Genomic DNA, 12,013 nt, shown 5'->3' with positions numbered 1-12,013 from the left:
CAGCTAGTCGGAGACCGCGGCGCACACCACGTGAGCGCCGATCTCGATCATCCGGCGCTCGCTGCGCGCGTCCGCCACCCGGGCCATGAGGATCGGCGCCTCGCTGGCCGCGAACTGCGGCAGCCGGGCGCGCACCAGGCGGTGCAGGTCGCGGACCACGTCCTCGGCGGCCGACATGTGCACCTTGACGTGCAGCATGATCCCCGGCACGCCCGAGGCGGTGCTGGCCTCGGAGATCCACACGTGGTGCACCAGGGGGAAGTCCGCCAGCAGGTGCCCGATGGCGAGACGCAGCGCCGGCAGGATCGGATGGGTGCAGCGCCGGTAGCCCGGATCGACCTGCTGCATGGGGCCCGACAGGTGCGGCCGCGGCGCCGGGATCCACGGCATCGCGGGCGCGTCCGGGGTGGGCGGCGCCACCTGGGCGAGCGCGGCCCCGCGTGACACCGTGGCCATCGCGCCGGTGGCGTACGCGGCGGGGGTGGCCCCCGACAGCACCGGGGTGGGTCCGGTGCGGGTGGAGGTGAGGAAGCGTTGCAGGTCGTCGATGGGCACGGCCGCCGCGGCGGGCCCGGCCGCGTCGATCACGATCTCGCGCACCCCGGTGACGCGCCGGATGTCGAGGATGGTGTCGGCGTCGCAGGCCGACAGCGAATGGCTGCCCCGGTGCCTGGCGTAGGTCACCGGTCCGGTGTATCCGAGCAGGACCCGGTCACCGGCCTGGGTCGTGCCCAGGACGACGGAGCGGTCGGGTCGCACGGCCACCAGGACTCCACCCTCGGCCAGGGCCGCAAGCAGGCGGTGCGGGGCGCCATGCTGTGCGAGCACGTCGGCAAGCGCAGGATTCCCGATGCTCATAGGACGAACCCTAGGTAGTCGGCCACGGCTTATCAGGCTAATGGCCAATAAATCCCTCGATCAAGACAAAGTTGGACGCTGGGTGGATGACTTTGCCGGCTCCAGGGTACGTCGGCCTGTCTCACATTCCGGGTCCCTCGTGAACGCGTTCACAAGCGCGGATAGACTGCGAGGGATCCCGGGGGACTCGCCGACGCGTCCCCCAGCCCGCCGCACGCCTTAAGGATCCATCCCGTGACAAAGCCCGTCGTTCTGGTCGCAGAGGAGCTCTCCGAGGCTGGCCTCGCCGTCCTCGGCGCCGATTTCGAGGTCCGCCACACCGACGGCGCCGACCGTTCCCAGCTGCTGCCCGCGCTCGCCGACGTGGACGCGCTGATCGTCCGCTCCGCCACGCAGGTCGACGCGGAGGCCATCGCCGCCGCGCCGAAGCTGCGCGTGGTCGCCCGTGCCGGTGTCGGGCTCGACAACGTCGACGTCGAGGCGGCCACCAAGGCCGGCGTGATGGTCGTCAACGCGCCCACGTCCAACATCACCAGCGCCGCCGAGCAGACCCTCGCGCTCATCCTGGCCAGCGCCCGCAACACGGCCCAGGCCCACGCCGCGCTGAAGAACGGCGAGTGGAAGCGGTCCAAGTACACCGGCGTCGAGCTCGACGGCAAGGTCGTCGGCATCCTCGGCCTGGGAAAGATCGGCCAGCTCGTGGCGCAGCGCCTGCAGCCGTTCGGCGTCGAGCTGATCGCCTACGACCCCTACCTGCCGCCCGCCCGGGCCGCGCAGATGGGCGTGAAGCTGCTCTCCCTCGACGAGGTCATCAAGCAGAGCGACTTCATCACCGTGCACCTGCCCAAGTCCAAGGAGACCGTCGGCCTCATCGGCGACAAGGAGCTGCACGAGGTCAAGCCGTCGGTCCGGATCATCAACGTGGCCCGCGGCGGCATCGTGGACGAGGCCGCCCTCTACACCGCGATCAAGGAGGGCCGCGTGGCGGGCGCGGGCCTCGACGTCTTCGCCAAGGAGCCGTGCACCGACAGCCCCCTGTTCGAGCTGGACCAGGTCGTGGCCACGCCGCACCTCGGCGCCTCCACCCACGAGGCCCAGGAGAAGGCCGGCACCCAGGTTGCGCGGAGCGTGAAGCTGGCCCTGGCGGGCGAGTTCGTGCCGGACGCGGTCAACGTCCAGGGCGGCGCGGTGGCCGAGGAGGTCAAGCCGGGCCTGCCGCTCGCCGAGAAGCTGGGCCGGGTGTTCACCGCGCTCGCCGGCGAGGTCGCCACCAAGCTCGACGTCGAGGTGCGCGGCGAGATCGCCGCCCACGACGTGCGGGTGATCGAGCTGGCGGCGCTCAAGGGCGTCTTCAACGACGTGGTCGAGGATTCCGTCACCTACGTCAACGCCCCGTTGCTGGCCAAGGAGCGCGGCGTCAGCGTCGAGCTGGTGACCAGCTCCGACAGCCCCCTCTGGCGCAACGTGGTGACCGTGCGCGGCGTGCTCGCCGACGGCCGCCACGTCTCGGTGTCCGGCACGCTCTCCGGCCCCCGGCAGATCACCAAGATCGTCGAGGTGAACGGCTTCGAGATGGAGATCGAGCCGACCGAGCACCTGTGCTTCCTGACCTACACCGACCGCCCCGGCATCGTGGGCGTCGTCGGCCGTCTCCTCGGCGAGCACGGCGTCAACATCGCCTCGATGCAGGTGGCGCGTGACGTCAAGGGCGGCAGGGCGCTCATCGCGCTGACCGTCGACTCGGCCATCCCCGCCGAGGTCGTCGAGCAGATCGTCTCGGAGATCGGCGCCGAGAGCGGCCGCACGGTCGACCTGGAGGACTGAGCCCGTACGAGTGGGTGCGGCTGCCGCCGGCATGGTCCGGCGGCAGCCGCTTTTCTGTCTCAAGATGCGAGATATTAGGACATCCAACGAGACAGCACCTCGACCGCCGGGTACTGTCGTGGGTGATGCGCCAGGTTCTCGTACTCATTACCTGCCGCGGCGGGGCCTGTTAGGGCAGGTCGACCACCCGCCGCGGTGAGCGGCGTCGCGTCGGCCGTCAGTCCCTTGTCGTCCGGTCCGTGACCCGGACCGCGAGTTCAGGCCCGGTCGGATCCGTGACCGGGGTCCGACTCTCCTCACCCGACGCTCCGCGAGACGAGATGAGCAGCCACATGTACGAGATGTATCCCTACAACCGTGCCGACGAGCGCGACGACGAGGCCGCCGAGGCCCTGCAGACCGCACTGGACCGCCGTGACAACGGCGGAGCGCCCGAAAGCCTGGGTCGTTAGGCCCCGAACTCCAGCCGGTAGAAGGCGGCCAGCCGCCGCACGGCCGGCACCGTTCCCGCCATCCGCACCAGGATCCGGTACGGCCCCGGCAGCCGGTCGTAGCCGTCGAGGTCGAAGACGCTCAGCGCGTCCACGCAGCGCAGCCTCGGGCTGATCGACAGCAGGTCGGCCGGCCCGTCGATGCCCCAGCGCATCGTGGCGCCAGCCTTGCGGACCGGCGGGTTAAGCCACTGCAGCCGCAGGCCGCGGGGGGCGAGCGCGTCGAAGATGAGCCGGCCGCTCGCGAACCCCTCGGCGATCCGCCGCAGCAGCGCCCGGCCGCCGTCCCGGTCGAGGTAGTAGAGCAGGCCCTCGGCGACGACCAGCACCGGCTTGTCCCGGGGGACGCGGTCGAGCCAGCCGGCGTCGGTGACCGACGCGCCGATCATCGTGTACCGGGGGCGCTCGGGGAACAGCCGCCGGCGCAGCTCGATGACGTCGGGGTAGTCGACGTCGTACCAGTCGACGCCCGGCGGCGGATCGAGCCGGTGGGCGCGCGTGTCGAGGCCGCAGCCCAGGTGGAGCACGCTCGCCTCCGGGTGCCCGGCCAGGAACTGCCGGGCCCAGCCGTCGAGGTGCCGGGCCCGCAGCGCCACGGCGGCGGCGGTGCCCCGCGTCATCCCGGTGCGGCGGAAGTCGTGGTCGATCCGCCGGGCGATCTGCAGGGAGAGGGCGTCGGCGAGGATCGGGTACGGCGCGCGGGCGTCGAGCGCCCTGCCGTGGAGCGTGGCGAGGAGCGTGGCCTTCTCGGCGGTCAGCCGCACCTTCTCGGTTGTCACGTCATCACGGTAGTACGCGCGACCGCACCCGTCCCGTCCTCACAGGGCAGTGGCGACCGGCATGGCCGGTGGCGGGGCCTGGCGCAGCTCACGGATGTGCGCCCAGCGCTTGACCCCCTTCGGGTCGGGCCGGACGGCGCCCACGAAGGAGGCGCGGCGTCCGGCGTCCAGGCGTTCCTCCTTGACCACGTCGCCGGTGCGTGGCGCGTGGACCATGTGACCGGGGCGGGAGATCATGCCCACGTGGCCGAGGCCGTTGAAGAAGACGAGGTCTCCGGGCTTGAGGTCCTTCCAGGCGATCTTCCTGGAGTAGGCGCCGTACTGGGAGGCGGCGACGCGGGGGAGTTCGATGCCCGCGGACTGGTAGGCCCGGAGCATGAGGCCGGAGCAGTCGTAGCCGCTCCGGCTCGCCCCGCCCCAGACGTAGGGGGTGCCCTGCTTGTCCAGGGCGTACCTGACGGCGAGCTTCCAGGCGGGGAGCTGGATGTCGCGGGTCCTGGCGCGCTTGATGTCGGCTCCGGTGAGGGTGACGCCACCGGGGTCCGGTGTCGCCGCGGCCACGGGGGAGGCGGTCACGGGGGAGGCGGTCACGGGGGTGGGTGCCGCCGCGGCGGCGGGGGAGGCGACCGCCAGTCCGGCGGCGGTCGTGGCGAGGGCGAGGGCGGGCGTGAGCATGGCGATGCGCGGCACGAGGAGTCCTTCCACACGGCCGGCCGGGTTAGCTGACGGGCTCGGGCCTGGAAGTGGCCCTACGGCACGCGGACGTGCCGATTCGCCCCGAAGGGGGAGTGGGTCCCCGGCTCCGCGCAACGGCTGCGCGGATTAGGCTTGAGGGACTCTAACGAAACGGTCAAAGCACCGCAATACGGGTAAAACGGATGTCCGAGCGTTGAGATCGGGTGTTCGTCAGCCGAGACGACCCGGTAAGGTACCGGCCATGGAGTCGCGCAACACACGCCTGGCAGTGATCCCCGGAGACGGCATCGGCACCGAGGTCGTGGCCGAAGGGCTCAAGGTGCTGGAGGCCGTGGGCGTCAAGTTCGAGGCCACCCACTACGACCTCGGCGCCGCCCGCTACCACCGCACCGGCGAGACGCTGCCCGACGCCGTCCTTGAGGAGCTGCGCGGCTACGACGCGATCCTGCTCGGCGCCGTCGGCGACCCCAGCGTGCCGCCGGGCATCCTGGAGCGCGACCTCCTGCTCCGCCTGCGCTTCGCCTTCGACCACTACGTGAACCTGCGCCCGGTCAAGCTGTTCCCTGGCGTGCGGACCCCGCTGGCCGACACCTCGCCCGAGGACATCGACATGATCGTGGTGCGTGAGGGCACCGAGGGCCTCTACGCGGGCACCGGCGGCACGATGCGGCGCGGCACGCCGCACGAGATCGCCACCCAGGAGTCGCTCAACACCGCCCACGGCGTCGAGCGCGTGGTCCGCTACGCGTTCGAGAAGGCCCGCTCGCGGCCGCGCAAGAAGCTGACGCTGGTCCACAAGACCAACGTGCTCACCTTCGCCGGCGACCTCTGGCAGCGCACGGTCGACCGGGTCGCCGAGGAGTTCCCCGAGGTGGCCACCGACTACTGCCACATCGACGCGGCCTCGATGTACTTCGTCACCCAGCCCGAGCGTTTCGACGTGGTCGTCACCGACAACCTCTTCGGCGACATCATCACCGACCTCGGCGCCGCCATCGCCGGCGGCATCGGCCTGGCGGCCAGCGGCAACATCAACCCCGAGGGTGCCGCGCCCAGCATGTTCGAGCCGGTGCACGGCAGCGCCCCCGACATCGCCGGGCAGGGCAAGGCCGACCCGACCGCCACGATCCTGTCGGCCGCCATGCTCCTCGACCACCTCGGCCTGCGGGCCGAGGCCGCCCGCGTCGAGCAGGCCGTCGCCGACGACATCGACGCGCGGTCGGCGGGACGGGCGAGCCGCACCACCCATGAGATCGGCGACGACATCACCGCGCGAGTATCGAGCTAGGGCCGCCTCAGCTCGACCAAGCGCCTGGCGGTCCGCACCGGACCCGCCAGGCGCTTTTCGCATGCCAAGGGCGCAAAACAGCCCCGTCACCCCTTGCCATCCCAAATGGCGAGACAATAGGAAGTACTGACCGCTGCCGAGCAGTCCAGGCCGGCATCGCGCCACAGCAGAGAGAAGGACGTCCGTCATGACCATCGCTCAGAAGCTCAGCTTCGACGTGCAGCTATCCGACCACGCTCGCACCGCGGCCGAGCGGGAGCAGGTACTGACGAACCCCGGCTTCGGGCAGACCTTCACCGACCACATGGTCGTCATCGACTACACCGACGGCCGCGGCTGGCACGACGCCCGGCTCGTGCCGTACGGGCCGCTCAGCCTCGACCCGGCGACGTCGGTCCTGCACTACGCGCAGGAGCTGTTCGAGGGGCTCAAGGCCTACCGGCAGGTCAACGGCTCCATCGTGGCCTTCCGCCCGTACGCCAACGCCGCCCGTCTCAACCGCTCGGCCGTCCGCATGGCGATGCCCGAACTGCCGGAGGAGACGTTCGTCGAGTCGCTGGAACTGCTCGTCCAGACCGACCGCGACTGGGTGCCGACCACCGAGGGGCACAGCCTCTACCTGCGGCCCTTCCTCATCGCCACCCAGGTGGGCCTCGGCGTCAACTACCCCTCGCGCACCTACTCCTACATCGTCATCGCCTCCCCGGCCGCCTCCTACTTCAGCGGCGGCATCAAGCCGGTCTCGGTGTGGCTGTCGACCGAGTACACCCGCGCCGCCCCCGGCGGCACCGGCTTCGCCAAGTGCGGCGGCAACTACGCCGCCGCCTTCGTCGCCCAGCGTCAGGCCGTCGAGAACGGCTGCGACCAGGTCGTGTGGCTGGACGCCGGGGCGCACGAGTACGTCGAGGAGATGGGCGGGATGAACCTGTTCTTCGTCTTCCGCGACAAGCTCGTCACCCCGTCGCTCACCGGGACGCTGCTGCCCGGCATCACCCGCGAGTCGATCCTCACCCTGGCGGCCGACCTGGGCCTGGAGACGGAGGAGCGCCTGGTCTCGGTGGAGGAGTGGCAGGCCGGCTGCGAGTCGGGCGAACTGACCGAGGTCTTCGCCTGCGGCACGGCCGCGGTGGTCACGCCGGTGGGCTCCGTCAAGGGCGCCGACCGCGCCTGGACGATCGGCGACGGCACGCCCGGCCCGGTGACCATGCGCGTGCGCGAGGAACTGGTCGGCATCCAGTACGGCTCGCGCCCCGACCCGCACGGCTGGGTCCACAAGATCTGCTGACCGTCACCCCCGGCCGTGGGGGCTCACTCGTCGACGAACTTGCCGGTGTCGAGGGTGAGCTTCCACGGCCCGGGCAGATCGAGCGGCTCACCGATGGCCACGTCGGTGTGGTGCACATAGACGCCTCTGTCGGAAGGATGGCTCATCAGGCTGCAGGTGCCCTTGAGGGGGTCGATCCGGAGGAAGAGGGGCACCCCGGCCGTCGCGTAGCCGTCGGGCTTGATGTCGTAGTCGTCGTGGACGCTGCTGGGCGACACCACCTCCACCACCAGCAGGGTGTCGGCGGCGTAGAGCTGGTCGTCGCCCCACGTGCGCGGCTCCGGCGAGGCGACGGTCAGGTCGGGGATGTAGCGGTCAGCCTGGGCCCCGAGGAAGAGCGTGATGTGGGTCCCGATGTCCCAGTCGTGCTCGGTGGCCCGGTGGATGATCTGCTTGAGCAGCCTGGAGACGGCCTTGTTGTGGTTCCACGTAGGCACTTCGTTCACCACGATCCGGTCGCGGATGAACTCCACCCGGTGCCTGGGCAGCAGATCGCAGACGGCCTGATAGTGCCGGTCGAGTGGCAGCGTCGGGGTGTGCTCGGTCTTGGGGCGTTCCAGAACCTTGGCCATGCTTCCATCATCCCCTCCTGGGCGATAAGCGCAACGTGTTTCGTGGGGTACTCACCGTAACGATGCGTGTCAACGTTCGCCCAAGTTTTCGCAAAGCCGTTCGCTAGTTCTTTCGGATCATGGTGAGGCCGTCGGCCAGCGGCAGCAGCACCGTCGTGACCCGGGGGTCGTTCGCCACCAGGTCGTTGAACTCCCGCATCAGCACCGTCGTCGCCGCCTCGTCCGCCGGGTCGGCGACCCGGCCCGACCACAGGGTGTTGTCCACCATGAGCAGCCCGCCGGGCCGCAGCCGTTCGACGAGCAGCTCGTAGTAGGCCGGGTAGCCGGGCTTGTCGGCGTCCAGGAAGGCGAGGTCGACCGGCCGGTCGAAGGCGGCGAGCGTGTCGGCGGCAGGCCCGAGGGTGAGCGTGATCCGGTCGGTGAGCCCGGCGCGTTCCCAGTAGCGCCGGGCGATCGACGTCCATTCCTCGCTCACGTCGAAGCAGTGCAGCCGCCCGCCGGACAGCCCGCGGGCGATGCAGACGGACGAGTAGCCGGTGAACGTGCCCACCTCCACCGCCACGTCGGGCGCCACGAGCTGTGTGATCATGGTGAGGAAGCGTCCCTGGTCGGGGGAGATCTGCATGCCCGCGCGGTCGCCGGTCGCGGCGAGCGTCTCGGCGGTGAGCTCCTCCAGCAGCCCGTCGGGCGGGGTGGAGTGGTCGAGGAGGTAGCGGGCGACGTCGGGCTGGAGCACGGAGGCCTTCATCAGGCCATTGTGCCGGGCCGCCGCGACACTCGCGGCCGCTGGACCGGCCGGACGACCCTTTGCGACCGGTTTCGGGTAGTGTCACGGCCGATCAACGAGGTGAGGTCGGGGAATGAAGACGAGGTTGGCGGTGGCCGCGGTGGCCGCCTGCGCGGTGCTGGCCGTGATCGCCGCACTGGGGCTCACCGGGCCCGCGGGGTCGGCACAGGGCGTCCGGCTGGTGCGGCAGAGCGACGGCAGCATGGTGCTGGCCGACACCGGCGGCACCGCTCCCGTGCTGGACGTCTACGAGGACTACGACTGCCCCGTCTGCAAGGAGTCGCACACCCTGGTGGACGCGACGATCCAGCGGCTGGCCAGGGAGGGCAAGGTCAAGGTCGTCTTCCACCCGGTCACGATCTTCCGCGACGAGCCGATGCGCTCCAACTCCGTCCGGGCGGCCGCCGCCGCCCGGTGCGTGCCGGAGGCCAACTGGCTGGCCTTCCGCGACGAGCTGTACGGCATGCAGCCCGCCCCGCACGGCGTGGCGTCGGGTTTCACGGTGGAGGAGCTGGTCGCGGCGGCCAGGAAGGCGGGTGCGGCCGTGGACGAGTGCGTGGCCTCGCAGGCGTACGCCGAGGCCCACCTGCTGGAGAGCGCCAGGGCGCGCATCGACGGCACGCCCACGCTGATGCTCGACGGGCGGGTGCTGGGCGGCGAGGCGTTCGACCCGAGAGCCCTGGAAGCGGCCATCGTCGGGGAGCCGGGCGTCACGGTGTGAGCGGGCCCCGGGTCGATCGTTCGTCCCAGAGGATGAGACCGATGTGCCGGATCGTGAGTGCGTGTGGCAGACTGCCAGGCACCATGTTCTACGGTCTGCTCATTATCGGCAGGCGCGCTGGCTGACGCAGGGACACCGCCAGCGCGCAGACCTCTCACGTCCGTGAGGGGTCTTTTTGTTTTCCAGGGCCTTCAGGGAGAGACGACACCATGGCCGACGACCGCTTCCACGTCTATGACACGACGCTGCGTGACGGCGCACAGCAGGAGGGGCTCAACCTCACCGTCGCTGACAAGCTCGCCGTCGCGCGCCACCTGGACGGGCTGGGCGTCGGCTTCATCGAAGGGGGCTGGCCCGGCGCCAACCCCAAGGACACGGAGTTCTTCAGGCGCGCTCGAACAGAGCTCGACCTGAAGCACGCGCAGCTTGCCGCGTTCGGCGCGACCCGCCGGGCAGGTGTGAAGGCCGCCGACGACCCTTTGGTGGCCGCACTGCGCGAATCCGGCGCGCCGGTCGTGACTCTTGTCGCCAAGAGCCACGACCGGCACGTGGAGCTGGCCCTCCGCACGAGTCTCCAGGAAAACCTGGCGATGATCCGCGACACGGTTTCCCACCTTCGTGCGGAGGGACAGCGAGTCTTCCTCGACGCCGAGCACTTCTTCGACGGCTACCGGTCCAACCCAGCGTACGCGCTGGAGGTGCTGCGGACGGCGGCCGAGGTGGGCGCCGACGTCGTCGCCCTGTGCGACACCAACGGCGGCATGCTGCCGGACGAGCTGGCCGACGTCGTGCACGCCGCCGCCCAGACCGGCACCCGGCTCGGCATCCACTGCCACGACGACACCGGCTGCGCGGTCGCCAACACCCTGGCCGCCGTCAAGGCGGGCGCGACGCACGTGCAGGGCTGCGCCAACGGCTACGGCGAGCGCTCCGGCAACGCCAACCTCTTCACCGTGGTCGCCAACCTCCAGCTCAAGCGGGGCTTCGACCTGGTGCCCCGCGAGGCGCTGGCCGACATGACGCGCATCGCCCACGCGATCACCGAGGTCACCAACGTCACGCCCAACTCCCACGCCCCCTACGTGGGCACCTCCGCCTTCGCGCACAAGGCCGGCCTGCACGCCAGCGCCATCAAGGTGGACCCCAACCTCTACCAGCACATCGACCCGGCGCAGGTCGGCAACGACATGCGCATGCTGGTCTCCGACATGGCGGGCCGGGCCTCGGTGGAGCTGAAGGGGCGCGAGCTGGGCTACGAGCTGACCCCGGAGAGCACGAAGACGCTGGTCGAGCGGGTCAAGGACCTGGAGGCCCAGGGGTTCACCTTCGAGGCCGCCGACGCCTCGTTCGAGCTGTTGCTGCGCGACACCGTGCACGGTGAGCGGCGTCGCCACTTCGAGGTGGAGTCGTGGCGGGTGATCGTCGAGCGGACGAAGGGCGGCGAGCTGGTCAGCGAGGCGACGGTCAAGCTGCACGCCAAGGGGGAGCGGATCGTCGCCACGGGCGAGGGCAACGGCCCGGTCAACGCACTGGACCGCGCGGTGCGGCTGGCGCTGGAGAAGCTCTACCCGGAGCTGGCCCGGCTGGAGCTGGTCGACTACAAGGTGCGCATCCTGGAGGGCACCCACGGCACGGGCGCCATCACCCGGGTCCTCATCACCTCCAGCGACGACACGGCCGAGTGGGCCACGGTCGGCGTCGCGGAGAACATCATCGACGCGTCGTGGCAGGCGCTGGAGCAGGCGGTCACGTACGGCCTGCTGCGAGCGGGCCGCGAGACGTCCTGAGGCGCCGGCGGCGGCCGCGCCGACGAGCGGCCGCCGCCGGCAGGTCGGCAGCGGACCGCAGGTCGTGGCGGGCGGGGACAGCCCTTGGACCACCTGCGGTCCTCGCACGTGTTCCGCCGCAGCGGAAGGATCATTGTCGCCGCCCGGGGCCGCGGGCGGCCAGGCTCTGCTTGTACTGCTCCGTGGCCTGCCGGAGCGACTCGCTGACGAGGACGAGAAGTTCGGCGGTGGCCTCGAAACGGGCGCCCGCCGGGGTCGCGGCCCCGAGGACCTCGCTGCCGCGTTGCGAGGCTGCCACCAGGTCCTCGTTCATCCGCACGGAGGCGAGGATGGACCGCAGCCACATGTCGTCGTCGACGACGTAGAGTTCGCGGCGCCCGCCCGGGGGCCGTTCGCGCGTGAGCATGCCCTGCTGCTCCAGGAAGGTGACGGCGTGTGAGACGGACGCCGGGCTGACGCGGAGCCGCTGGACCAGGTCGGCGGCGGTGAGGCTGCCGGAGTCGGTCACGTACAGGCTGGCCATCACCCTGGCCGCCATGCGGGGCAGCCCCTGCTGCACGAGGAGATCGGTGTAGGACTGCGTGAAGTCCTGGACCGCCTGCGGGTCGCGCCCATGGCCGCTGTCGGGGGGCGGCGGCGCGGGAGGCTGTGCCTGCTTCTGCCGGCGCGCGCGGTGTCGGGTGGCCTCGTGCGCCCGGTCGGCCCCGTAGCCGTCGGGCCCGCCGTTGCGGGTGACCTCGCGCATGATGGTCGAGGCCGGCCGCCCCAGGCGCCGGCCGATCTCCGCGTATCCGAGACCCTCGGCCAGCCATGCGGCGATGTGCTCTCGGTCCTGGCCGGTCAGCCTGTGTCCGGGCATCGGTGCTCGGCTCCCATCTGTCGACAT

12 protein-coding genes and 1 riboswitch are annotated in these 12,013 nt (G+C 71.0%); of the genes, 6 read left to right on the top strand and 6 right to left on the bottom strand.

Annotated features, from left to right (window positions below):
- Positions 1 to 3 precede the first annotated feature (3 nt).
- A complete protein-coding gene (locus ACGF0J_RS23325; RefSeq protein ID WP_393149060.1) occupies positions 4 to 858 on the bottom strand; it encodes a hypothetical protein in 855 nt (284 codons plus the stop codon).
- Between the two features lie 234 nt (positions 859 to 1,092).
- Here ACGF0J_RS23325 and serA point away from each other — a divergent pair, with 234 nt between their 5' ends.
- Positions 1,093 to 2,682: a phosphoglycerate dehydrogenase gene (gene serA, locus ACGF0J_RS23320; protein ID WP_393149059.1), complete on the top strand. Its 1,590-nt coding sequence runs from the start codon at positions 1,093 to 1,095 to the stop codon at positions 2,680 to 2,682.
- Between the two features lie 320 nt (positions 2,683 to 3,002).
- Positions 3,003 to 3,134, top strand: a complete 132-nt coding sequence (locus ACGF0J_RS23315) for a hypothetical protein (RefSeq protein ID WP_393149058.1) — start codon at positions 3,003 to 3,005, stop codon at positions 3,132 to 3,134.
- Here the strand turns inward: ACGF0J_RS23315 and ACGF0J_RS23310 are convergent.
- Together ACGF0J_RS23310 and ACGF0J_RS23305 are read right to left on the bottom strand one after the other, a co-directional pair.
- On the bottom strand, positions 3,131 to 3,952 hold the full coding sequence (locus ACGF0J_RS23310; protein ID WP_393149057.1) for a class I SAM-dependent methyltransferase: 822 nt from the start codon (positions 3,950 to 3,952) through the stop codon (positions 3,131 to 3,133). The genes ACGF0J_RS23315 and ACGF0J_RS23310 overlap by 4 nt on opposite strands.
- 39 nt (positions 3,953 to 3,991) lie before the next feature.
- On the bottom strand, positions 3,992 to 4,642 hold the full coding sequence (locus tag ACGF0J_RS23305) for a C40 family peptidase (protein WP_393149056.1): 651 nt from the start codon (positions 4,640 to 4,642) through the stop codon (positions 3,992 to 3,994).
- A 3-nt stretch (positions 4,643 to 4,645) separates the two neighbouring features.
- Positions 4,646 to 4,791: riboswitch (cyclic di-AMP (ydaO/yuaA leader) on the bottom strand.
- 98 nt (positions 4,792 to 4,889) lie between these two features.
- On the opposite strand from ACGF0J_RS23305, the gene ACGF0J_RS23300 reads away from it, so the two are divergent.
- Together ACGF0J_RS23300 and ACGF0J_RS23295 are read left to right on the top strand one after the other, a co-directional pair.
- Complete coding sequence (locus ACGF0J_RS23300; RefSeq protein WP_393149055.1) at positions 4,890 to 5,936, top strand: 3-isopropylmalate dehydrogenase; 1,047 nt, start codon at positions 4,890 to 4,892, stop codon at positions 5,934 to 5,936.
- Positions 5,937 to 6,123: 187 nt separating this feature from the next.
- Entirely contained in the window at positions 6,124 to 7,221 is a 1,098-nt protein-coding gene (locus ACGF0J_RS23295) for a branched-chain amino acid aminotransferase (protein ID WP_393149054.1), read from the top strand.
- A gap of 23 nt (positions 7,222 to 7,244) precedes the next feature.
- Here the strand turns inward: ACGF0J_RS23295 and ACGF0J_RS23290 are convergent, their stop codons facing one another.
- Entirely contained in the window at positions 7,245 to 7,832 is a 588-nt protein-coding gene (locus tag ACGF0J_RS23290) for a Uma2 family endonuclease (protein ID WP_393149053.1), read from the bottom strand.
- Between the two features lie 103 nt (positions 7,833 to 7,935).
- Positions 7,936 to 8,580 carry an O-methyltransferase gene (locus tag ACGF0J_RS23285; RefSeq protein WP_393149052.1) on the bottom strand — a complete coding sequence of 215 codons (645 nt, stop codon included), beginning with the start codon at positions 8,578 to 8,580 and terminating at the stop codon, positions 7,936 to 7,938.
- Positions 8,581 to 8,692: 112 nt separating this feature from the next.
- On the opposite strand from ACGF0J_RS23285, the gene ACGF0J_RS23280 reads away from it, so the two are divergent.
- Together ACGF0J_RS23280 and cimA are read left to right on the top strand one after the other, a co-directional pair.
- Positions 8,693 to 9,340: a DsbA family protein gene (locus ACGF0J_RS23280; RefSeq protein WP_393149051.1), complete on the top strand. Its 648-nt coding sequence runs from the start codon at positions 8,693 to 8,695 to the stop codon at positions 9,338 to 9,340.
- Positions 9,341 to 9,549: 209 nt separating this feature from the next.
- Positions 9,550 to 11,127: a citramalate synthase gene (cimA, locus tag ACGF0J_RS23275; RefSeq protein WP_393149050.1), complete on the top strand. Its 1,578-nt coding sequence runs from the start codon at positions 9,550 to 9,552 to the stop codon at positions 11,125 to 11,127.
- A gap of 130 nt (positions 11,128 to 11,257) precedes the next feature.
- Here the strand turns inward: cimA and ACGF0J_RS23270 are convergent, their stop codons facing one another.
- Entirely contained in the window at positions 11,258 to 11,986 is a 729-nt protein-coding gene (locus ACGF0J_RS23270) for a helix-turn-helix domain-containing protein (protein WP_393149049.1), read from the bottom strand.
- Positions 11,987 to 12,013 lie beyond the last annotated feature (27 nt).

Origin of the sequence: Nonomuraea sp. NPDC047897, from assembly GCF_043204415.1 — a bacterium.
In the GTDB taxonomy this organism is placed as follows: domain Bacteria; phylum Actinomycetota; class Actinomycetes; order Streptosporangiales; family Streptosporangiaceae; genus Nonomuraea.
This window is presented reverse-complemented; position numbering and strand designations above follow the sequence as displayed.